We start from the raw sequence: 22,194 nt of genomic DNA, 5'->3' as shown, positions 1-22,194 counted from the left end.
GACGCCGGTCCATGGGTATCCGCATGGGGTGCTGGGTGCCCAGCGGGACTATACAGACCGGGCTCAATCGCCAAAGTTGCACGCACACGGGCAATTGCCATCGCGCTTTTGGCACCGCCCTGGCAGTGCAGCCGTGGGTTTCAGTCAGCACTACAGGCTGTGTACCAGGGGGCAGCAGAGTCGACATGAAGGTGTTTCTGCTTTTTGGGCAGAAACGGTGTATCAAGCGTGCCCAGCGCGATCGAAACCCAAGCGGCAAACTCACCCTGGGAACGTGACCAGAACAGGCTAGAGCCGCACTCGGCGCAAAATTCGCGCACTACGGTGGGTGAGGAGGCAAAGGCCTTGAGGCTGGCAGCGCCGCGCAGTATTCGCAGCCCGCTGCGTGGAACGCTGCCGTATGAGGCGAAGGCGGCCCCGTGGCTTTTGCGGCACTGGCTGCAGTGGCAATGGCTTACTGCCTTGGGTGGGGTAAGTAGCAGGTAACTGACCGCTGCGCACAGGCAGCTTCCTTGATAGGCCTCTTTCACTGGCGCTTCCGTGCAGGTGGAAAGCGCCAGCGTAACTGCCCCGGCTTGGTCCGTCGACTGGCCAGGGCGGCCTGTTGGCCGCTTTTCAGTGCTGCGCGCTATCCACCGCGATGCTTTCACCGGAAACGTCGGCATGCCTGGCACTGCGATCGGCAATGGCGTAATGAATCAACCCGCCCAAACCGGCGCCGAAGAACCACGAGAACTGCGACAGCGTGTCGAACGCTGGCACCAGCGCCAGCACGATGGCGATCAGCGCAGCGGGGATGAACGCCGCTACGGCGCGCAGGTTGACCCCGCCCTTGTAGTGGTAGGCGGCCTCGGTGCTTTCGCTGTACAACTGCGGCAGGTTCACCCGGCTGCGACGCACCAGGTAGTAGTCGGTGACGATGATGCCGTACAGCGGGCCGAGCAGGGCGCCCAGGCCGCCGAGGAAATACACGATCACGGACGGGCTGTTGTACAGGTGCCAAGGCAGGATCACCACCGCGATGCCGGCGCTGAGCAGGCCCGCGCGGCGGAAGTTCAGCAGGTTCGGGGCCAGGTTGGCGAGCACGTAGGCCGGGGCGACGAAGTTGGCCATGATGTTCACCGCCACGGTGACGATCAGGAAGGCCAGGCAGGCCAGCACCAAACCGACGGTGCTGGGGATGGCGGCGACGATTTCGGTGGGGCCCTGCACCAGCTTGCCGTCGATGCTGAACTGCGCACCGGCGAGCACCACGGCAATCAGCGCAAAGCCGAGCATGTTCACGGGCAGGCCCCAGAAGTTGCCCACGCTGATGGTGCGCCGGTCTGGGCAGTTGCGGGTGAAGTCGCAGAAGTTGAGGATCATGGTGCCGTACAGCGAGACCCACAGGGCGGCGGCGCCTAGCACTTTCAGCCACATGGTCGAGCCGGTCGGGGCGTTGCCGCTGGACCAGGCAATCGACAAGCCACTGCGCCAGTACATCCAGCCCGCCAGGCAGGCGAATGCGACCAGGATGATCGGCCCGGTGATGGACTCGAAGCGGCGGACCATCTCCATGCCGTAGGCGAAGATCGCCACCTGCACGCACCAGATGCCCAGGAAGGTGACCCAACCCAGTGTCGACAGGCCAAGGATTGCGTTCTGATCGTAGGCCTTGAGGTCTGGCACGATGGCGGTGAGCAGCACGCGCAGCACGACCGAGGCGAGGTACGTCTGGATGCCGAACCAGGCAATGGCGATCACCGCGCGGATCAGGGCCGGGATCTGTGCACCGTGGATACCGAAGCTGATCCGGCACAGGACGGGGTAGGGCAGGCCTGTTTTCTGGCCCATGTAGCCAGACAGGTTCATCAGGCCGTAAATCACCAGCGCGCCGAGGGCGAAGGCGCCAAGGATTTGCGCGCCGCTCATGCCCAGGGCGAACAGGCCGATGGCGAAGGAGTAGTTGGCGATGTTGTGCACATCGTTGGTCCACAGCGCAAACAGGCTGTAGCGCCCCCAGGTGCGATTTGCCGCGCGGGTTGGCGCGAGGTCGGCGCTGTACAGGCGCGGGCTCAATGCCTGCTGAGCGGGCTCGGCCGTTTCGACGGGTAGCGCGTCAAGGTGGCCAACATCGGAACGAGAAATCGACGCCATCGGAACTCCATGATGGTTGTGTACTTTTATTGTTGGAGTTGTATACAAACAAGATTCGTACCAACCCGAAGGTTTCATGGAATTTGCCGTTTTGGCGCCGTTTTGCTGCCTTTTGCCGCGACGGATCGGGCCTTTGGAGTGGGAAGTTCGTGCACATTTGTGTGCGCAGTTGTTACCACCCGCGCAGGTTGACGCAGTGAATGGCTGGCTTTGCGGGGAATGTTCCGACTAAGCTGGGGGCAGGGTTCTAACGGGGGCTATTCGATGTTGCATGTACCGCTCGGACTGGGTCTGTTACTGGCCGTCGCCTTGGTCGAAGCGGCCCCCCTGCAGGTCCCGACCCCGGCCCAACTCAAGAGCCAACTCGACAGCCTCAAGCCTGGGCAGTTTCTCTGGTACCCGCAGGTCTCGCCGGTGGGGCCGGTGACTGTGGTGGTCAGCCTCACCGAGCAACGTGCCTATGTGTACCGCAATGGCATCGCCATCGGCGTCAGCACCGTGAGCAGCGGCAAGCCAGGCCGGGAAACCCCCACCGGGGTATTCAGCATTCTGCAGAAAAAGGTCGAGCATAAATCCAGCCTCTACAACAGCGCACCGATGCCCTACATGGAGCGCCTGACCTGGGACGGCATTGCCCTGCACGCTGGCCACCTGCCGGGGTATCCCGCCTCGCATGGTTGCGTGCGGCTGCCCATGGACTTTGCCAAAAAGCTGTACGAAGTGACCGGCTTCAGTTCGACCACGGTCATCGTTTCCGACACCCACAGTGCACCGGTGGAGGTCTACCACCCCGGGGTGCTGGCGCCCACGGTCAGCGAGGGCAAAGCCCAAGGCCCGTTGGTCTTGAGCAATCAACAGTTCTGGAACGACCCCGACCCGACGGCAGGGCCGCTGTCGATCCTGATCAGCCGCGCCGACTTGCGCGCCTACGTGTTTCGCGGTGGCCAGCTGGTCGGCTCGGCACCGGCACTTTCGCTTGAAAGCAGCCAGCATCGCAGCGGCATGGCGGTGTATTCCCTGCTGCAAAAGCCATCCGCCCCGGCACTCGATGGCGCGCTACCCTTGCATTGGTCGGTGGTGGGCCTGAGCAACCCGGAGTACGGGAACACGCCTTATGAACAATTGGGCCAATTGAGCATCAGCCCGGAATTCCGCCGCCATTTGCGGGCGGCGATGGACGTTGGCACGATGCTGGTGATCACCGACTGGGCATCCACCCGGGATACCCGCAGCAATGGACAATTCACGGTAATCAGCACCGAAGGCAGTGAAGACGTTAAACCATTGGTCAAGAAATGATCGGCAATGCCGCAGGAATCAAGCAAAGTAGCCGCTTTTGGCTGCAATCAAGGCAACAACGGCCACGTTTTCATCAAGGTAATCCATGTCGATCTTCAAACCATTGCGGGGAGCCGCGCGGCTCTCGTTGGCCAGTATTGGCCTGTTTTTCCTCAGCGCCTGGCAAGCCGCCCACGCGCAACCGCTGCCGAGTGCCGCCGAGCTGCAGCAGTTGGCCCCGAGCGCCAGCCTGTCGACCCTGGCCCTGGCACTCACCGCCTACGCATGCGCCAGCCACAGCGACGCGGACAAGTTGCTGACGGTGATCGACTACTCCAAGGCCTCGCGTGACAAACGCTTGTGGGTGTTCGACCTGCGTGCCAGGAAGCTGTTGTTCGAGGAATGGGTCGCCCATGGCAAGAACAGCGGCGCCGATGTACCGACTGCGTTTTCCAACGCGCCTAACAGCTACCAGTCGTCTATCGGCCTGTATGAGACCGGCCAGACCTACAGTGGCAAGCACGGCCGCGCGCTTCGCCTGCAGGGGCTGGAGCCGGGGTTCAATGACAACAGCATGTCGCGGGCGATTGTGATGCACGCCGCCGCGTATGCCGACCCCAAGGTGGTGCCCGGCCTCGGTCGTTTGGGGCGCAGCCAGGGGTGCCCGGCTGTTCGGCCGGCCATTGCCGGCAAGCTGATCGAGACGCTGCAACGCGGTAGCTATGTGTTCGCCTATTACCCGCAGCAGGACTGGCTGAAAACATCGCGTTTTCTTAACGCCCAGAGCTGCCCGCTGGCGAATCAGTCGATTGCCAGCAAGTAGGGGAAGTGGCGGGTAGTTACTGGCTACCCTTGGCCTGTTGCTCCAGGTGCACCTGCAATGCCGGATCGAGTTGCAGTGCGCTGGCCAGTTCGTCCAGGTAGGCCCGCTCGCCGGGCTGCTGATCATCCACCAGCATCACGCTGGCCAGGTACATTTCCGCGGCCATGGCCGGGTCCTGGGCCGACTGTGCCACCTCGGCAGCGTCGAGTGGTTTGCTGACTTCCTCATCCAGCCATTGCTGGAGTTGCGGGTCTTTGGTGTGACGTTTGATTTCGGCGTAGATCAACTGTTCTTCTTGCTGGTCGATGCGACCGTCCGCCTTGGCTGCCGCGATCAGTGCGCGCAACACAGCATGGCTGTGATCTTCGGCCTCGGGGCCGGACAATTGATCGACTGTGCGTAAGGCCTGTTGCGGTGCCGCCGCCTGGCTGCGCTGCCAGCTTTGATAGGCCTGGAATGCCATCATGCCCAACGATGCCAGGGCAGCGTAGTTCGTGCCGCCCGTTGAGCGCCCTTGGGCCGAGCCGCCAGCACCGCCCAACAGTCCACCCAGTAAACCACCCAGGCCACCCGTTGCACTGCCGCCGCCAAGCAGCCCACCCAGCAAGCCGCCCAGGCCGTCTTGCGACGACAGGCCGCCGCTGCCTTGTTGTGTTTGCGAGCGTTGCCCGGCGCGAAGCAACTGTTCGAGTAGATCACTGGTGTTCATGGCACCGCCCTCGGTCGGTAGTCGTTGCCCAGACAGACAACGATAGCCCCTGCGACCGAAGGTGGCCAGGTTCCCCCGATGCCTATAGGTGAAGGGCGCGTCAGCGGGCTTGCCCTTCAAGCGTCGGCCAATGTCGTTGGCGATGTACTTCCCTTGTTGTTTGGCTGCCGGGGTAATGCCTGTAACAGACTGACCGTCCAGAGGCATGTGCTGGCTTTTTTTTGAGCGCCCTCAGCCTGTAGTATCGCTACTGGCTGGGCTTAATATTTCTGGTTAGTGCGAGGCAATTTAATCTGGCTTCATAACAGCGGAAACCACTAACCCGCTGAGAAAAAACATGGCCTACCAGCAAAACTCATCGTCAAAAGACGCTTCCTGGCAGATAAACATTCCGCAGACCGAGACTACCCCGAAGCAGGGTGCTTATGATGTCGTCATTATCGGCGGCGCCACCATGGGGGCATGCACTGCCTGGTTTCTGGTGTCGAACCCCGACTTCAAGGGTAAAGTTCTGGTTGTCGAACCAGACACCACATTCGCCAAGTCACAGACCGGCGCATCGAACAACTGCATGCGGCAGCAGTTTGCGAACCCTATCAATGTCAGAATCGGCCAGTTTGCCGCCGAATTTGTGAAGTCATTCCGTCAAAACCTGGGTGGAGATCCCGCAATACCAGATCTCCCGATCCGCAATTTCGGCTATCTCTACCTTTCCGATAATACCGATCTCACATCCGTGCTCGAACGGGATCAGAAAGTTCAAGCGGAGAGTGGTGCCGGTACGCGTATGGTGGATCGAAAGGCGATCGCTGCTGAATATCCGTTCTATCGGCTGGACGATATTGAAGCGGGTAGCCTGAACACGCAGGACGAGGGCTACTACAACGCACCTCTGATGGTGGAGTGGTTGATCAAGAAGTCGATTGAACGTGGCGTGGATTATATCCGCAACAAGGTGGTTGCCATTGGCCGTACAGGCAATAAGGTAACTCATGTCACGCTGGCATCAGGCGAGGTCATCAAGGCAGGCCATATCGTCAATGCGGCGGGAACCCGTGCGGGTCAAATCGCCGCCATGGCTGACCTTGAGCTCGATATCCAGCCTAAACGGCGATATACCTACATCTTCCGTGCAAAACACCCGCTGGATCGTGACCTGCCACTCACCATCGACCCTACTGGGGTCCACTTCCGCCAATTTGGCGATGATTACCTGGTTGGCTGCCCGCCATTGGGCGAGGATGAGACCGTCGATTACGATGATTTCACCGCTGAGGCGGGTATTTGGGAGAAGAAGATTCACCCCATACTGTCCCACCGTATTCCGCAGTTTGGCGATGTGGAGGTGATCGACAGCTGGATCGGCCATTACGACTTCAACACGTTCGACTACAACGTCGTGATCGGCCCTCATGATGTGGTGTCTAACTTCCACTTCAGCAATGGATCTTCCGGCCATGGTTCGCAACAGGGGCCGGCTGTTGGGCGCGGGATCGCGGAGCAGATTATCTACGGGGAGTTTCGCTCACTTGACCTGTCGCCGTTTCTTTACGCCCGCTTTGCCAAGGGTGAGCGTGTAATCGAGCGGGCCGTGATCTGACGGTTTTCTAGTGGCGCTGGGCCTTGCGCTCAGCGCCGTTCATTTCAACCCGGTGCATACGTCGACTTCGCTGAGCAACCAGGTCACGACAGTTGCCAGGGCAGAGTCGGGCGGGATGGGCTCAGCCGTCACCACATAAAAACCGTGTTCGGTTTCCAGCGGGTAAGCGCCAGCAAATGCCCTTGTCAGCGCGCCTGTCTTAAGTGAGGGAATCGCCAGCGGTTCAGGAATCAACGCAATCCCCATCCCTTGTTCAGCCGCGTCAAGCGCCAGGTTGGCCTGCGAGAAGGACGGCCCCGAGAAACGGGCACCCGGCAACCCGTAGGCGTCAAACCAACGTGTCCAGTTATTATGCGTGTCTGAAATCAGCGGTACGTCCAGTACATCCCGAGGACGCTGCCAACCGCCGTATCCACTCAAGGTGGGAGAGCACACCGCAATGCTGCGCCCCGGCAGCAAGAAACGTGCAGCGGTGTCGAGGAAAGGTGGCGCGCCCCATCGGATCGCCATATCGACGCTGCCCGGACCTTTCAGCGGTCGAGTGACATCGGTTGCATCTATCATGATGGATATTCGTGGATGCTGTGCAGTCAGTCGCGCAAGGCGCGGTAGTAACCAGCGACTGGCGAATGCTGCCGTCGTGCTGAGTGTGAGTCGGTAGGGGTCTTTTTCGCTCTCGGTGTGTAGCAGGGCCCGCGTAGCCTCTTCGATGATTCCCATGGCCAGGCGAACGCGATTGACGTAGTCCTGTGCCACCGCAGTTGGGGCCAGGCCACGGGGCAGGCGGGTAAACAACTTCATACCCAGTTTTTCTTCCATGACGCGAACTTGCTGCGCAACTGCGCCCTGCGTAACGAAGAGTTCGTCGGCTGCGGACCTGAAGCTTCCAAGCCTGGCGGTAGCTTCGAATGCAATAAGCTGGTTGTGTACAGCTTGAGTCATACGGCGCGCATCAGTGACCTTCATCCTGTAGCCCTCCTGCAACACGATAGTCGCCAGGCCGTAATCATGTCGCTACAGCTCGATTTAACGCCGGCTGGACTGTTTCATCCGGGCGAGGTTTGCGAGCGTTTCATGAAGGGGCCCGTTAGCAAACAATGTTTATCTACTGGCACGGGTTTCTCTGATGACTTTCAGGGAGTAGCCTCGGCATGGTGAATCTTTCGAGCCTGATCAGGTTATCAACCTTGCGCAGGGATCAGAGAGGCAAAAAAAATTAGACAATTCGATAGAATTTCCATTGCCATGTCAGACGGTTTCCCTGATTTGCCCTCGCTCAATGCGTTGCGTGTTTTTGAAGTGGTGGCTCGCCATTTGAACTTTCGTGTGGCTGCCGAGGAACTGGGCGTGACTCAGGCAGCGGTAGCCCAGCAGATACGCGGGTTGGAAGCGAGCCTGGACGTGCGCTTGTTTGAACGTCTACCCCGTGGTTTGGCGTTGACAGATGCGGGCCAGGGCTACAGCGCAAGCATACGCAGTGCACTCGCCATGATTGACGAGGCAACACGCCTGCTCAAGCCACAGACATCTCACCTGACGGTCAGCGTTACACCCACCTTTGCCTCGAAATGGCTGATTCCCAGGCTCGGCGACTTTGCGCAAAACCATCCAGACATCGATTTGCGTGTGCTGGCCACCGATCGGCTCTCTCATTTCAGCACCGATGGCGTGGATATCGCAGTCCGTTATGGCAAGCCTGACTTCGGAGCAGGGTTGAACAGCGAGCTGTTGATGGAGCAGCGCATCGTTGCAGTGGCCAGCCCAAGGTTGTTTGAAGGAAGCGAAACTCCCGTCAGCTTTGAACAGCTTCAGGGCTTCATCATGCTTCACGATGCCCATAATTTCTGGCCTCAGTTTCTTGCGGATCTATTCCCGCAGCATGCGCAACCAACAGCCAGGAACCTGCGCTTCAATCAGACCTCACTGGCCATTGAGGCAGCAGTCAACGGTCAGGGCATTGCGTTGGCCAGCCTCGCGTTTGTCGGTGAGGACATCGCCGCAGGCCGGCTGATGCAGGTTTTCACCCGGCAGCTCAGGCTCGACAAGTCGTTTTACCTGGTGTGGCCACGCAAGATGAAGCAGCCGGATTCGTTGAGCCTTGTCCAACACTGGCTCAAACAACAAGCTGTCGATAGTTAATCTATTGCAACAGTAAAGCTCAGCTGTCTCCCTCGCCACTGGGGCTGCTGCTAAGGTGAATGCACCTAAGCAATCAGTGTTGAGAGATCTGGAGGCAGCATGTCAGTAGAAAAAGTTGCGATTATCACGGCGGGTGGCAGCGGCATGGGCGCGGCAGCGGCACGGCGCCTGGCCGCCGATGGCTTCAAGGTGGGTATTCTTTCCTCTTCGGGCAAGGGTGAGGCGTTGGCTGCCGAGCTTGGTGGCGTCGGTGTAACCGGCAGCAACCAGTCGGTTGAGGACCTGCAACGCTTGGTCGATGCTGTTGTGCAGAGATGGGGCCGTATCGATGTGCTGGTCAATAGCGCCGGCCATGGTCCGCGCGCGCCGATCCTGGAAATCAGCGACGAAGATTGGCACAAGGGCATGGATACCTACCTGCTCAATGTCATTCGCCCGACTCGCCTGGTGACGCCTTACATGCAGCGCCAGAAGGGTGGGGTGATCATCAACATCTCTACTGCCTGGGCGTTCGAACCCAGTGAGCTGTTCCCGACTTCTGCCGTATTCCGCTCAGGCCTCGCCGCGTTCACCAAGATATTCGCCGACAATTTCGCCGGGGACAACGTGCGCATCAACAACGTCCTGCCAGGCTGGATCGACAGTTTGCCGGCCACCGAGCAGCGCCGTGACAGCGTGCCGCTCAAGCGTTATGGCACCAGTGAAGAGGTCGCGGCGACCATTGCGTTCCTCGCTAGCGAAGGCGCCGCCTACATCACAGGGCAGAACATCAGGGTCGATGGCGGCGTAACACGCAGCGTTTGATCGCCCGTGGCCGCAGCATGCCTGCGGCCCTCGTTTCAGGGGACATGGATGACTTCATGCTGGACGATCTGTTTCAGTTTATCTGGACGCAGCTGGCGATCCCGGTCGGCCCCGTGCGCAACCCTTATCGGCTCATGCAGCTTTCCACTCTGGACGAGCAAGGATGGCCTGTTTCCAGGACGGTTGTGCTGCGTGATGCCGATGCCCGTGCAGGCGCGCTGTACTTTTACGCGGACAGGCGTTCGGCAAAATGCACACAGATAGCCGTTGACCCACGCGTTGCAATCACGGCACTGAGCCCTTGCGGCCTGACGCAGGTGCGCATGGAGGGGCTTGCCAGCCTGATCGAGGATATCGGGCATCGACGACGCTGCTGGGCGGCAGCGCGTGACAAGACACAGGCACTGTTCCGCCATGGCGCAGTGCCGGGGCAGGTGGTTGAAAACCCGGAAGCCATCAACAAACGCATCCAGGACGGTTTCGAGCACTTTGCAATTATTTGCATCGAGCCGCGAGCCCTGGAGTGGCTGGATCTCACGCGACCTGTTCAGCAACGGGCTCGCTTCTTGCGGCATGAGGGAGGGTGGCAATCCACCTGGCTTGCTCCCTGAGGCCGGCTTCTGGCTGCACATCTCCATCTCCAGGCTTGACTCGTGAAATTTTTCATGTAATTTTTCATGAAAAATAACTCTAAAAATTTCACGGCAGTCCGAAACGATGAAGATGCACGAAGAGGTTGAAGCCCTCGCGATCCTTATTCACGACCTGCGCAAATTCAAGAACCTGACCCTGGGTGAGCTGGCCGAGCGCATCAACCGCTCGGTCGGGTTCCTTTCCCAGGTCGAACGCGGTGTTTCGCGCCCGACCGTGGCCGACCTCACCGCCATCAGCGAAGCGCTCGGCGTGTCGACCGCGTACTTCTACAACCTGAGCAAGCCCCGCAGCATCGGCTGGGTCACGCGCCCCCACGAGCGGCGCACGCTGTACCTGGAGTCGGGCATCACCGATGTGCTGGCGTCGCCCACCATCGCCGGTGCCTTCTCCCTGCTCGACAGCCATCTCGAGCCCGGCGCCACCAGTGGCGAGGCGTACCTGAGTGACCGCTCCGAGCAGGGCTGCTTTGTGCTCGAAGGCGAACTCACGGTATGGCTGGACCAAGGCGAGGCCGTGACCCTTCAGGCCAATGACTGCTTCCAGCTGCAACCCCACGCGCAGTTCCGTTACGCCAACTTGACGGCAAAGCCCACCCGCGTGCTCTGGGTCTTCAATTGAATTCGTTCAACTCACAAGGATAAGAAGATGAGTGTCATCTTTCCGGATCTGCTGACTGAAGTGCGTGCGTTTCGAGCGCAGCACCCGGCCATACGTTATGTCGACCTGATTGCGCTGGATATCCCCGGGCACTTTTACGGCAAGCGTTACCCCATGGACATGCTGGAAAAGGTCGCCGCCGGCGCGCCGCTGAAGCTGCCACAGAACTGCGTGCTGCTCGGCACCCAGGGTGGGCTCTACCCGATTGGTGACTACTGCTTCGCCGACGGCGACCCGGATGCCACGCGGCGTCTGGTGCCAGGCACCCTGAAACCGGTGCGCTGGGAAAAGGAAGTGATCGCCCAGATGCTGATTACCTCCGACGGCACCGCCCAGCCGATCGAGTTCGAGCCCCGTGAGGTGCTGGCCCGCGTTATCGAACGCCTGGCCAAGCGTGGCATTCGCCCGGTGGTGGCGTTCGAGCTGGAGTTCTACCTGTTCGACCGCCAGCTGGATAACGGCCTGCCGCAGTACCCACGCGACACGGCGACCGGGGATGAAGACGATCAGCCGAACATGCACATCGAGCGGCTGTCGCGTTTCTCCTCGGTGCTGCACGAAATGGTGGATGGCGCGAACGAGCAGGGTGTGCCAGCGAACGTCATCACTGCGGAGCTGGGCCCAGGCCAGTTCGAGATCAACTTCTCCCACAGCGACGATGCCCTGAGCGCGGCGGACTGGTCGGCGCTGTTCTGCCGCAGTACCCGGGGTATCGCGATGAAGCACGGCTACCGTGCCAGCTTCATGAGCAAGCCCTACCTGGATGCGCCAGGCAGCGGCATGCATGTGCACGTCAGCCTGTACGACAGCGCTGGCAATAACATCCTTGCCGGTGCCGAACAGCGCAAGCTGCGCCATGCGGTAGCCGGGTGCCTGGAGTTGCTGCCGCACTGCATGCCGATCTTCGCCCCTAACCACAATGCTTATCGCCGCTATGGCGCCATGGTCAACGCGGCGAGCAAGGCCAGTTGGGGCTTCGAAGACCGTGATGCGTGCATTCGCATCCCCGAGTCCGACCCGCGCAACCTGCGCATCGAACACCGCCTCGCGGGCGCCGATGCCAACCCGTACCTGGTGCTGGCGGCCATCCTGACCGGCATGGAGCATGGCCTGGACCGCGGCGTCGAGCCCATCGCCCCGCTGAACGACAACCGCCAGAGCGGCATCGACTTCCCCAAGGATGCCCTCGGTGCCCTGGCCACCATGCGTCACCACCCGGTGGTCAACCAGGGTTTGGGCAGTGAGTTCGTGATGGTTTATTGCGAAAACAAATACCAGGAGCAACTGGACTTCATGCGCCACATCGATGCCCGCGAATACCGCTGGTTCCTGTAGCTGGCGCCGTTCGTAAAGCGACGCCTTTCCAACGTTCAAACACCACGCGCAATACCGATTTGCCGGAGGAAGATATGCCACGTGTGCCCGTTATTGGCATTACCGCATGCACCAGCATGATTGAGCAGCATGCCACCCAGACCATCGCCGAGAAGTATGCACGCGCGGCGGCCAAGGCGGCGTGTGGCTTGCCCATCGTGATACCCAGCCTCGGTGAGCTGATGGACAGCGCCGATATTCTCGACGTGGTGGACGGGCTGATCTTCACCGGCTCGCCGTCCAACATCGAGCCGTTTCACTACAACGGCCCGGCCAGTGCCGAGGGCACCCATCACGACCCGCTGCGTGATGCCACCACCTTGCCGCTGATGCGTGCGGCTATCGCTGCCGGTGTGCCGGTACTCGGCATTTGCCGTGGCTTTCAGGAAATGAACGTGGCACTGGGCGGCACCCTGCACCAGAAGGTGCACGAGGCCGGGGTGTTCATGGACCACCGTGAAGGCAAGGGCGAGCCCATCGAAAAGCAGTATGGCCCGCGCCACACCATGCATGTAGAGCCTGGTGGCCTGCTCGACCGCATGGGTTTGCCGGCGATCTTCGACGTCAATTCCATCCATGGTCAGGGCATCGATGTACTGGCCCCGGGGCTGAGGGTGGAAGCGCTGGCACCCGATGGCCTGGTGGAAGCGATTTCGGTCGAGAACGGCAAGGCTTTTGCCCTTGCGGTGCAATGGCACCCTGAGTTCCAGGTCATGGACAACCCGCACTACCTGACCCTCTTCCAGTCCTTCGGCAAGGCCTGCCGGCAGCGCTCGGTATTGCGCCAGAAGCTGTTGCTGTCTGCCTGAAAGCGACCTTTCCCAACTAGAAAAAGTACCTGCGCAGCCTGGCTGCGCAACGCGATGGAGTGAAAGCAATGAGTGAGCAGAATTCGCAAACCCTGGCCTGGCAGGCCATGAGTCGCGACCACCACCTGGCGCCGTTCAGCGATGTGAAGCAACTGGCCGAGAAAGGCCCGCGCATCATCACCTCGGCCAAGGGCGTGTACCTGTGGGACAGCGAAGGCAACAAGATTCTCGATGGCATGGCCGGCCTGTGGTGCGTGGCGGTTGGCTATGGTCGCGATGAGCTGGCCGAAGTCGCCAGCCAGCAGATGAAGCAACTGCCTTACTACAACCTGTTCTTCCAGACCGCTCACCCGCCTGCACTGGAGCTGGCCAAGGCGATCGCCGACGTGGCCCCGCAAGGCATGAACCATGTGTTCTTCACCGGCTCCGGCTCCGAAGGCAACGACACCGTGCTGCGCATGGTCCGCCATTACTGGGCGCTGAAGGGCCAGAAGAACAAGAAGGTGATCATCGGCCGCATCAACGGTTACCACGGTTCTACCGTGGCAGGCGCCGCCTTGGGCGGCATGAGCGGCATGCACCAGCAGGGCGGGGTGATCCCGGATATCGTGCACATTGCGCAGCCTTACTGGTTCGGGGAAGGCGGCGACATGACCGAGGCCGAATTCGGCGTGTGGGCGGCCGAGCAGCTGGAGAAGAAAATCCTTGAAGTCGGCGAAGACAACGTCGCTGCCTTCATCGCCGAGCCGATCCAGGGCGCCGGGGGCGTGATCATTCCGCCGCAGACCTACTGGCCGAAGGTGAAGGAGATCCTCGCCAAGTACGACATCCTGTTCGTCGCCGACGAAGTGATTTGCGGCTTCGGGCGTACCGGTGAGTGGTTCGGTACCGACTACTACGACCTCAAACCCGACCTGATGACCATCGCCAAGGGCCTGACCTCTGGCTACATCCCCATGGGCGGGGTGATCGTGCGTGACGAAGTGGCCCAGATAGTCAGCGAAGGTGGCGACTTCAACCACGGTTTCACCTATTCCGGCCACCCGGTGGCGGCGGCGGTAGGCCTGGAGAACCTGCGCATTCTGCGTGATGAGCAGATCATCCAGCAGGTGCACGATACAACCGCACCATACCTGCAACAACGCCTGCGCGAGCTGGCCGACCATCCGCTGGTAGGCGAAGTGCGTGGCCTGGGCATGCTCGGTGCGATCGAGCTGGTGAAAGACAAGGCCACCCGCGCCCGTTACGAAGGCAAGGGCGTGGGCATGATCTGCCGCCAGCACTGCTTCGACAACGGCCTGATCATGCGCGCCGTGGGCGACACCATGATCATCGCGCCACCGCTGGTGATCAGCATCGAGGAGATTGACGAACTGGTGGAAAAGGCCCGCAAGTGCCTGGACCTGACGTACGAGGCTGTTCGCTAAGCGGCCGTTGGCTGCACCGGGGTCGCAAGGCGGCCCCGGTTTGCCCGGCTGGCAAGACGTACACCTGTGAAGCATTTTGCTTTGCGAGTCGGATCATGTACTTTTCAGGGCATTCATTTCCTGTCTGAAAGTCGCGATTCAACTATGAAAGTGCACGAAGAAATCGAAGGCCTGGCAGTACTGATTCGCGACCTGCGCAAGTTCAAAGGCCTGACCTTGGGCGATCTGGCCCAGCGAATCGGCCGTTCGGTGGGCTTTCTGTCCCAGGTCGAGCGGGGCGTATCACGCCCGACCGTGGCCGACCTTACCGCCATCAGCGAAGAGCTGGGTGTCTCGACCGCCTACTTCTACAAGCTGGAAAAACCCCGCGAGCTCGACTGGGTCACCCGCCCGCACGAGCGTCGCACGCTTCACCTGGCGGGCGGCATCACTGATGTATTGGCATCCCCCACCATATCGGGCGCGTTCTCCATGCTCGATAGCCATCTGGAACCGGGGGCCAGCAGCGGCGAGGAGTACCTGGACGACAGCTCGGAGCAGGGCTGCTTCGTGCTCGAAGGTGAACTGACCGTGTGGCTGGGCGGCGGTGAGCCGGTAACGCTGCGCGCCAGTGACAGCTTTCAGCTGCAACCCCACGCCAGTTTTCGTTACGCCAACCTCACCGACAAGCCCACACGGGTACTCTGGGTGTTCAGCTGAAAGGCCCACTCGGCGTGTCTCGGTTGGCCAGGAAAGATGACCTGCAAACACTGTAAGGGCTGCATAGGGTATCCTTGCGCCACGCAATCAACTTCGAAGCAGTGAACTGAACGATGGGTTTTGAACAACTAGCAGCGCTACGCGACCGCCTTCGGGCGGAAAAACAGCAGGTAAAGGCCGAGAGCCCGAAACAGCCCAAGCGCAAACCGTCCCCGCAGGCGAAGCCGCGCGAGCAGGATCCGGCGGTCGCGGCGATCTGGCCATTGCAGAAGCATTTTCCGTTGGCCTTCCCGGTCAACCCGGCCCCCAAGGTGCCGCTCAAAGAGGGCATTTTCAAGGATGCCGAGCAACACCTGGAGCTGCTCGGGCTAACCCGTGAGCAGCTCAAGCTGGGCATCTCGACCTGGTGCCGGGGTGCCCGGTACTGGGCAAGCATGGTCGAGAACGCACCACGCCTGGACTTGACCGGCCAAGCCGCTGGCACCGTAACCGCCGCTCAGGCACTGCATGCCAAGCAGCAGGCATCGCGGCAGCGCAGCCAGGACCGTCGCAACCGTGCGAAGTCGAAAGCGCAGGCTCCGGCCCCCGCCGCTGACACCGCAGCGACGCCCGCCGCCGACTGACACGCCCGGGCGGCTTGCCTGCTGCAAGGCCAACATGAGTAACGCAGCGGCATAGGCCATCACTCGACCAAGGCAAGCCATGGCCAGCGCTCGCGATAACTGGCGGCTTTTGCCTTGAACAAATCGGGGCGAGGATTCAACGCGTTCATCCTCAGCTGGTTGTTCTGCAGGTCTTCCAGGCCATGCGTGCTGTACAGCGCGCCTGTGTGTGCATCAACGCCCAGGCAGGTCGAGCGGATCAGGTAGCGGTCGATGCCATCGGTCACCTTGTGTAAAGGCGCGTAAGTGCCGCCGAACTTGGCCTGGTACCACAGGTGAACGCGGGCCTGATTGCGTACCTCGACATTGACGCCAAGGTGCGCACAGGCCTGCTGCACCCTGGCAATCATCCGGTCCTCTGCTTCCCAGGACAGGTCAGTGTCGAAATAGGCGATGTCGTAGTCCTTGATCCCCCACTCGGCAGGCAGCCCCGCGCGGTGGTTCCAGAAGGCCTGGAACAGGGCGCCCGCAGTCAACATGCAGTGGGGAACATCCAGCGTTGGCAGGATCGTCAGGAGCGCCCGGTTTACCGGGTTTTCATGGATGCTCTCCAGCACCTGCTCATCGGTCAGTGAATGCATGCGTGCTGTCCTTCAGGGTTGCATGACAGAGGGCCGATCTTACCTCTCAATCGTCCTTGTGCAGTGATTACTTGCTCAGTACCTGCAGGCGTGGGCTTGCCCGCAAAAAATGCCACGCGCGCGGGTGCCTGGGGTGTTGAAAACGGACCTTCTGGCGGGCAGGTGTACCCGTTGCGATGGCGTGGTCGCGCTTGCGTTGCAATCCACACCAGCCATTCGTGAGGCACGCAAGCAGCAGCTCAAATCGATCGCAGCGCGGGTGGTCTGGCCCATGGTTGCGATTAGCCTCAGACTGTTGAAAGCCTTTAAAGTTTCGTCGAAAAAACAGCAAGTTAGGGAATTTTTGCAAGGCGTGTTACTCGTCGGAATTCAATTGTAAGCCCCCGTTCAGAGCCTCAGGATCGCCTCGGCATCCCTATGAGGCTTTCATCAATGAAGTATTCCTCGATTCTTTTGTTGTCACTTGGCCTGCTAAGCGGTGTTGCGTCTGCAGGCGGCAATACCGAAGCAGGCATAGGCGGCGCATTGGGTGGGGTATTGGGCTCGGTGGTCGGCCAGTCGATTGGCGGCAGCACCGGCTCGGCCATCGGTGCTGGCCTGGGTGGCGCAGCGGGTGGTGCAGTGGGCGCCAACAAACACAGCCGTGGTGAAGCGGCCATTGGCGGCGCACTGGGTGCGGCAGGTGGCAACGTGGTAGGTCGCAAGATGGGCGGCACCACAGGCAGCCTGATCGGTGCAGCAGCCGGCGGCGGTGTGGGTGGTGCCTTGGGCAACCACATGGGCCGGGAATACGATGACGAAAGTGGTCACCGTTATCGTGACGACGATGACGATGATGACGACGATCGTGGCTGGCGCCGTCGCCACCACGACCGTGGCCATCACTATGGTTGGCGTAATCATCACAGGGACTGGCGCGACGATGACTGATCGCGCGTTACAGGCCTGAACCTGCACTACGCATCCGCCCATTGCCCCTTGTGCGCCTGGCGCCACTGCTTGGGGCTGACATCGAACCAGCGGCGGAACGCCCGCGAGAATGCGCTGATTTCCGAGTACCCCAGCAGCAAGGCCAACTCGGAAATCGGCAACGCCGACTGCTGCAGGTAGTAGGTCGCCAGCTCCTGACGCACAGTGTCGACCAGGGTCGAAAAACTCAGCCCTTGGTCCTGCAGGCGGCGTTGCACGGTCCAGCTGGGCAGGCGCAATTGCTCGGCCACCTGCTCAAGGCTGGGGTAGCCGTCGCCCAGCAGGGCACGCACCTGGGTTTTCACATCATCGACAATGCCCGGGCGGTTGGGCGTGCCGGCCTGGCCGCCGAGCAGGCGCATGCTTTCGATGACTATCGCCAGCAAGCGGGGATCTCGGCCAGGCATTGGCCGGTCGAGCACGCTGCGGCGGAACACCAGCGCGTTGCGCTGCTGGCCAAACAGCACCGGGGCGTCGAACACTTTGCAGTGCTCGTGCCAGGCCTCGGGTTGCGGGTGTTCGAATAGCACTTTCTCGGGGGCCCAGTGCTGCCCCAGCGCATGGCGCATCAGGTTGAAGAACATGCCCAGCGACAACTCGGCGTCCTGCCGCTTGCGCAGGATGGCGCCGTACTGCACCTGGTAGTCCAGGCGATAGAACTCACCCATTTCCTCCAGCCGCAACAGGCTGCTTTGCTGGTGCACCGGGAAGGTGCTGACCACGTTTCGCAGGGCATCGCCCAGGGTGGCCGAGCACATGCCCACATAGCCAAGCAAGCCAAGCGCGTCGGGCTTGAACTGCTGGCCGAAGCGCAGCCCGAAATTGTCGTTGCCGGTTTGCCGGGCCGCTTCCTCGAACACCTGGCAATACTGGTTCAGGTCCAGGGTGAGGGTAGGGTGCTCCAGCCGATCGCTGTCGATGCCGGCACGCCCCAGGATGCGTTCGGCATCGCCACCTTGCTGGCTGATGAAACCGACCAGGCCGGTAGCTGCCGAGGCCAGGATACCTATCGGGTTGCCAGGCGGGGCACTCGCCGGTTGGCGCGAGCCTGTATGGATAACGTGCACGAAGCATCCTCCTCGGTCGTTTACCGGCTGTTGCTGGGTAACGGAGGGAGCAATTTTCATTCCACGCCGGGCAAAAGGCCGTACGCCAGCCTGTCGAGCGCTCAAGGGCCATTCATTGCGGCGCTGCCGGGGCCCCTCCTGGCGCAGGCTGCGCACCGGCACGGTGCGTAGCCTTTGGTTACAAAACTGTTTCGATCATGCCCGCGCGAGTGCGCCCACGGGGCGCTCCTGCAAGTAACGCTGGCACAGCCCTACAGTTTGCTCGACCCACTGCGGGCCCAGGCATTCCACCTGTGGCGTGCCGCGGTGGGTGCCGGTCCAGGCCAGCAGTTGCAGGCGCCGCTGCATGATCAGCGTAGGCAGCATGGCGATATCGCCAGCATCCAGGCTGGCCACGCTGCCGTAGCCTTCCAGCCAGTTGTCGATCCACTGCGGCAGGTCGGGGTGGTGTTCGAAGAAGCTCAGGGCCGCCGCCAGGTCGTGCAGGTACCAACCCATGCCGCAGTCGTCGAAGTCGATGATGCGGGTACGGTCACCTTGCACCAGTAAGTTGGTCAGGCGCAGGTCGGCGTGAATCAGGCCAAAGCGCGACGGGTCCTCGCCATAGTCGGCCAGGCGCGCACCGATTACCTGTACCGTTTCGCTGATCAGGGCGCTGCCCCGGGCATCCAGGTAGGGCGCATCACGCCAGCTGCCCCAGTGGCCCTGTTCACCCAGCATGCTGGGGTGGTTCCAGGTCAACCGCTGGAAGTTGCCGGGGCGTTGCCAACTGCGGGCGTGGCGATGCAGATGGGCGTTGATGGCGCCAAGCCGGCGAAACGATGCATTCAGCTGTTGCTGGTCGGGCTCGCCGCCGTCTATCCAGTGGAACAGCACCACGTAGCGGTGGCCATGGCCGGGCAGGTCGACTACCTGGATCGCTTCGCCGTCCAGCCCGGCGATGGGCACCGGCACTTCCAGGCCAGCCTGCTCCAGTGCCGCCAGCCAGGCCAGTTCACTGGCGATGTCAGCCTGCTGGTGATAACCCGCGCGGTGTACGCGCATCACAAAACGTTGCCGCTGGCCCCGCACCCGGTAGGTGGCGTTCTCGGAGTGCACCAGCAGCTCGATCTGGCCCTGGTAGGTATCGGCGTAGCCCGCCAGCGCACGCTGGGCAAAGCGTTCAAGCACGGCAGGGCGGTTGTGGGATGGGTGATCGTTGGTCATCAGGCACGCTCCGTTGGCAGGGGTCTGGTTGCCAGCATGAGTCGAGCCTCGCGCCACTGGCTTGACCGCAAACCGCGAAATCTTGACCACACGCCACAAGCCGCCAGGGCCGTTTCGAGAATTTGATCCTGCAGCCCTCAACTTGTGCCCTGCGGTCAAGTCGCCACCTGCCGGCCGGCCCACCATCGGCCTCCATCACTGGCGCAAACAGCGGATCGAGGGCTTGGAGCATGCTGACTTCACTACAAGGCAAAAGCGTATTGGTCACCGGCGGTACCAGCGGTATTGGCCTGGGTATCGCCGTCGGTTTCGCCCGTCAGGGCGCCAAGGTGGCGATCAGTGGTCGGCACCGGGACAAGGTTGAAGCCGTTGCCTGCCGCTTGCGCGATCAAGGCCTGGATGTCATCGGCCTGGTGGCCGATGTTGCCGACCGGGCGCAGGTGCGGCAGATGGTCGAGGAGGTGGTGCAGGCCCAGGGTGGGCTTGATGTGCTGTGCGCCAATGCTGGCGTGTTCCCCTCGGCTGCGCTGGCCGACATGCGTGATGACGACTGGGACCAGGTACTTGGCACCAACGCCAAAGGCACCTTCCTCTGTGTGCAGGCGGCGCTGCCGCATTTGCGCAATGCAGCGTACGGCAGGGTGATTCTGACCTCATCCATCACCGGCCCGGTCACGGGCTTTCCTGGCTGGGCGCACTACGGCGCGAGCAAGGCGGCGCAGCTGGGTTTCATGCGCACCGCCGCGATCGAGCTGGCCCGCGATGGCATCACCATCAATGCCGTGCTGCCGGGCAACATCGTGACGGAAGGCTTGCAGGGCATGGGCGAGGACTACCAGGCCAGCATGGCCGCGTCCATTCCGCTCAAGCGCCTCGGCCAGGTCGAGGACATCGCCAATGCCGCACTGTTCTTCGCCTCCAGGGAAGCCGGCTACATCACCGGGCAGAGCCTGATCATCGATGGCGGGCAGATCCTGCCCGAGTCCCTGCAGGCACTGGCCTGACCCCTTCCACCAAAACCATAAGAGCACGGAGTGGATCCTGATGAGCGAGACCTACAGTGGTGAGCTGGAACTGCGGCGCGACAGCCAGGCACAGCCCCAGGAGGTACAGCGCCTGCGCAAGAACGCGGTGGGCTTGATGGGTGTGCTGTTCATGACGGTGGCCACGGCGGCGCCGATCACCGCCATGCTCGGCAACGTGCCGATTGCCATTGGCAGCGGCAATGGCCAGTACGCACCGGCGGGCTACCTGGTGGCGACCATCATCCTGGCGCTGTTCGCCATCGGATACGCGCAGATGGCCAAATACATCACCGCCACCGGGGCTTTCTATGGCTTCATCTCCCATGGCCTGGGGCGGGTTGTGGGCATGGCCTCGGGGCTTGCCGTGACGCTGACCTACATCGTTTTCGAAGCCGCCTTGGTCGGCATTTTCGCCTTCTTCTGTGAAGACCTGCTGGCCAGTGTCGCCGGCCTGCATGTGCCATGGATCGTGTTCGCCCTGGCCATGCTGGTGGCCAACGGTGTGCTCAGCTATTTCGATATTTCCCTCACCGCCAAGGTGCTCGGGCTGTGCCTGGTGCTGGAAATCCTGATGCTGGCACTGATGGCCTTTGCCGTGCTGTTTCATGGCGGTGGGCCGCAGGGCATGGCGGTGGAGTCTATCAACCCGCTGAACGCCTTTAGGCCGGCCGAAGGGGTGATTGGCGCAAATGCCGGCATCGGCCTGTTCTTCGCCTTCTGGTCCTGGGTCGGTTTCGAGTCGTCGGCCATGTACGGCGAAGAGTCGCGCAACCCGAAAAAGATCATCCCCCTGGCAACGTTGCTGGCGGTAATCGGCATTGGCGTGTTCTATGTGTTCGTTTCGTGGATGGCCATCGCCGGCTCCGGCCCTGCCGAAGCCATTCGCCTGGCACAGGACCCGGCCAGTGCTGCCGAAGTGTTCTACGGGCCCACCCGCCTGTACCTGGGCGAATGGGCCGTGAGCCTGTTCAAGCTGCTGGTGGTGACTGGCTCGTTCGCCTGCGGCATGGCCTTCCACAACTGTGCGGCGCGCTACATCTATGCCTTGGGCCGGGAAAACCTGTTCGTATGCCTGGGCCGCACCGTTGGCCGCACTCATCCACGCCATGGCTCGCCACATGTGGCCTCGACCGTGCAAAGCGTGATCGCCACGCTGATCGTGCTGGCGTTCCTGTTCACGGGCAAAGACCCGTATGCCGACCTGTATGCCTTGCTGGCGATCCTCGGCACCATGGGCATCCTCATCGTCCAGGCGCTGTGCGCCTTTGCCGTGATCTGCTACTTCCATGTCGGCACCCAGCGCCGTGCCCAGGCGCACTGGTTCAAGACCTTCCTGGCGCCTCTGCTGGGCGGCATCGGCATGCTGTACGTGGTTTACCTGCTGTTCGCCAACCTCAGTTTCGCCGCTGGCAGTGCGGCCGAGTCGCTGCTGTTCCGGCTGATCCCGTGGATCGTCGCCGCCAGCTTCGCGCTGGGTGGCTCGATCGCCTTGTACTTCCGTTACTTCGACCGCCGCAAGTACCACATCATCGGCAGCATCGTCATGGACGACGCGCGCCAGGACACCTGAGGAGA

At 61.5% G+C, this 22,194-nt stretch carries 23 protein-coding genes; 16 read left to right on the top strand and 7 right to left on the bottom strand.

What is annotated here, in order from left to right:
- Window positions 1–140 precede the first annotated feature (140 nt).
- Window positions 141–530: a GFA family protein gene (locus A0O30_RS00435; protein ID WP_105945203.1), complete on the bottom strand. Its 390-nt coding sequence runs from the start codon at window positions 528–530 to the stop codon at window positions 141–143.
- 85 nt (window positions 531–615) lie between these two features.
- Window positions 616–2,136: an NCS1 family nucleobase:cation symporter-1 gene (locus A0O30_RS00430; protein WP_105945202.1), complete on the bottom strand. Its 1,521-nt coding sequence runs from the start codon at window positions 2,134–2,136 to the stop codon at window positions 616–618.
- 264 nt (window positions 2,137–2,400) lie between these two features.
- Here A0O30_RS00430 and A0O30_RS00425 point away from each other — a divergent pair, with 264 nt between their 5' ends.
- Both A0O30_RS00425 and A0O30_RS00420 read left to right on the top strand, forming a co-directional pair.
- Window positions 2,401–3,435 carry a L,D-transpeptidase gene (locus A0O30_RS00425; RefSeq protein ID WP_105945201.1) on the top strand — a complete coding sequence of 345 codons (1,035 nt, stop codon included), beginning with the start codon at window positions 2,401–2,403 and terminating at the stop codon, window positions 3,433–3,435.
- Between the two features lie 85 nt (window positions 3,436–3,520).
- Complete coding sequence (locus A0O30_RS00420; RefSeq protein ID WP_105945200.1) at window positions 3,521–4,237, top strand: murein L,D-transpeptidase catalytic domain family protein; 717 nt, start codon at window positions 3,521–3,523, stop codon at window positions 4,235–4,237.
- Between the two features lie 16 nt (window positions 4,238–4,253).
- On the opposite strand, the gene A0O30_RS00415 is transcribed toward A0O30_RS00420, so the two are convergent.
- Window positions 4,254–4,946 carry a tellurite resistance TerB family protein gene (locus tag A0O30_RS00415; RefSeq protein WP_105945199.1) on the bottom strand — a complete coding sequence of 231 codons (693 nt, stop codon included), beginning with the start codon at window positions 4,944–4,946 and terminating at the stop codon, window positions 4,254–4,256.
- A 337-nt stretch (window positions 4,947–5,283) separates the two neighbouring features.
- Here A0O30_RS00415 and A0O30_RS00410 point away from each other — a divergent pair, with 337 nt between their 5' ends.
- The gene (locus tag A0O30_RS00410; RefSeq protein WP_105945198.1) at window positions 5,284–6,546 is read left to right on the top strand and encodes an FAD-binding oxidoreductase; all 1,263 of its coding nucleotides are present in this window, start codon (window positions 5,284–5,286) and stop codon (window positions 6,544–6,546) included.
- A 39-nt stretch (window positions 6,547–6,585) separates the two neighbouring features.
- Here A0O30_RS00410 and A0O30_RS00405 read toward each other — a convergent pair whose 3' ends face one another.
- The gene (locus A0O30_RS00405) at window positions 6,586–7,512 is read right to left on the bottom strand and encodes a LysR substrate-binding domain-containing protein (protein ID WP_105945197.1); all 927 of its coding nucleotides are present in this window, start codon (window positions 7,510–7,512) and stop codon (window positions 6,586–6,588) included.
- Window positions 7,513–7,791: 279 nt separating this feature from the next.
- On the opposite strand from A0O30_RS00405, the gene A0O30_RS00400 reads away from it, so the two are divergent.
- The 9 genes from A0O30_RS00400 to A0O30_RS00360 all read left to right on the top strand — a co-directional run bounded on the left by A0O30_RS00400 (window position 7,792) and on the right by A0O30_RS00360 (window position 15,732).
- Window positions 7,792–8,685 carry a LysR substrate-binding domain-containing protein gene (locus tag A0O30_RS00400; RefSeq protein ID WP_105945196.1) on the top strand — a complete coding sequence of 298 codons (894 nt, stop codon included), beginning with the start codon at window positions 7,792–7,794 and terminating at the stop codon, window positions 8,683–8,685.
- Between the two features lie 99 nt (window positions 8,686–8,784).
- Complete coding sequence (locus A0O30_RS00395; RefSeq protein ID WP_105945195.1) at window positions 8,785–9,489, top strand: SDR family oxidoreductase; 705 nt, start codon at window positions 8,785–8,787, stop codon at window positions 9,487–9,489.
- Window positions 9,490–9,545: 56 nt separating this feature from the next.
- The gene (locus A0O30_RS00390) at window positions 9,546–10,100 is read left to right on the top strand and encodes a pyridoxamine 5'-phosphate oxidase family protein (protein WP_105945194.1); all 555 of its coding nucleotides are present in this window, start codon (window positions 9,546–9,548) and stop codon (window positions 10,098–10,100) included.
- 106 nt (window positions 10,101–10,206) lie between these two features.
- Window positions 10,207–10,761 (top strand): helix-turn-helix domain-containing protein, encoded by a 555-nt coding sequence (locus A0O30_RS00385; RefSeq protein WP_060500453.1) that lies wholly within the window; start codon window positions 10,207–10,209, stop codon window positions 10,759–10,761.
- Between the two features lie 27 nt (window positions 10,762–10,788).
- Window positions 10,789–12,135, top strand: a complete 1,347-nt coding sequence (locus A0O30_RS00380) for a glutamine synthetase family protein (protein ID WP_105945193.1) — start codon at window positions 10,789–10,791, stop codon at window positions 12,133–12,135.
- 74 nt (window positions 12,136–12,209) lie between these two features.
- Window positions 12,210–12,983: a gamma-glutamyl-gamma-aminobutyrate hydrolase family protein gene (locus tag A0O30_RS00375; RefSeq protein WP_105945192.1), complete on the top strand. Its 774-nt coding sequence runs from the start codon at window positions 12,210–12,212 to the stop codon at window positions 12,981–12,983.
- A 68-nt stretch (window positions 12,984–13,051) separates the two neighbouring features.
- Window positions 13,052–14,410 carry an aspartate aminotransferase family protein gene (locus A0O30_RS00370; RefSeq protein ID WP_105945191.1) on the top strand — a complete coding sequence of 453 codons (1,359 nt, stop codon included), beginning with the start codon at window positions 13,052–13,054 and terminating at the stop codon, window positions 14,408–14,410.
- Window positions 14,411–14,554: 144 nt separating this feature from the next.
- A complete protein-coding gene (locus A0O30_RS00365) occupies window positions 14,555–15,109 on the top strand; it encodes a helix-turn-helix domain-containing protein (RefSeq protein WP_105945190.1) in 555 nt (184 codons plus the stop codon).
- Window positions 15,110–15,222: 113 nt separating this feature from the next.
- Window positions 15,223–15,732 (top strand): ProQ/FinO family protein, encoded by a 510-nt coding sequence (locus A0O30_RS00360; RefSeq protein ID WP_105945189.1) that lies wholly within the window; start codon window positions 15,223–15,225, stop codon window positions 15,730–15,732.
- A 59-nt stretch (window positions 15,733–15,791) separates the two neighbouring features.
- Here the strand turns inward: A0O30_RS00360 and A0O30_RS00355 are convergent, their stop codons facing one another.
- Window positions 15,792–16,352, bottom strand: a complete 561-nt coding sequence (locus tag A0O30_RS00355) for a nucleotidyltransferase family protein (protein ID WP_105945188.1) — start codon at window positions 16,350–16,352, stop codon at window positions 15,792–15,794.
- Between the two features lie 136 nt (window positions 16,353–16,488).
- Between A0O30_RS00355 and A0O30_RS00350 the strand changes: the two genes are divergently transcribed.
- Window positions 16,489–16,731 carry a hypothetical protein gene (locus A0O30_RS00350; protein WP_177410236.1) on the top strand — a complete coding sequence of 81 codons (243 nt, stop codon included), beginning with the start codon at window positions 16,489–16,491 and terminating at the stop codon, window positions 16,729–16,731.
- 53 nt (window positions 16,732–16,784) lie between these two features.
- Entirely contained in the window at window positions 16,785–17,282 is a 498-nt protein-coding gene (locus tag A0O30_RS00345) for a glycine zipper domain-containing protein (protein ID WP_105945186.1), read from the top strand.
- Window positions 17,283–17,308: 26 nt separating this feature from the next.
- On the opposite strand, the gene A0O30_RS00340 is transcribed toward A0O30_RS00345, so the two are convergent.
- Window positions 17,309–18,388: an AraC family transcriptional regulator gene (locus A0O30_RS00340; RefSeq protein ID WP_105945185.1), complete on the bottom strand. Its 1,080-nt coding sequence runs from the start codon at window positions 18,386–18,388 to the stop codon at window positions 17,309–17,311.
- 195 nt (window positions 18,389–18,583) lie between these two features.
- Complete coding sequence (locus A0O30_RS00335) at window positions 18,584–19,594, bottom strand: phosphotransferase enzyme family protein (protein WP_105945184.1); 1,011 nt, start codon at window positions 19,592–19,594, stop codon at window positions 18,584–18,586.
- Window positions 19,595–19,824: 230 nt separating this feature from the next.
- On the opposite strand from A0O30_RS00335, the gene fabG reads away from it, so the two are divergent.
- On the top strand, window positions 19,825–20,598 hold the full coding sequence (fabG, locus tag A0O30_RS00330) for a 3-oxoacyl-ACP reductase FabG (protein ID WP_105945183.1): 774 nt from the start codon (window positions 19,825–19,827) through the stop codon (window positions 20,596–20,598).
- Window positions 20,599–20,638: 40 nt separating this feature from the next.
- Complete coding sequence (locus A0O30_RS00325; protein ID WP_218274912.1) at window positions 20,639–22,189, top strand: APC family permease; 1,551 nt, start codon at window positions 20,639–20,641, stop codon at window positions 22,187–22,189.
- The last annotated feature ends 5 nt before the right edge of the window (window positions 22,190–22,194 follow it).

The sequence above is a fragment of the Pseudomonas sp. LLC-1 genome, from assembly GCF_002992185.1.
GTDB classification, from domain to species: Bacteria; Pseudomonadota; Gammaproteobacteria; order Pseudomonadales; family Pseudomonadaceae; genus Aquipseudomonas; species Aquipseudomonas monteilii.
This window is presented reverse-complemented; position numbering and strand designations above follow the sequence as displayed.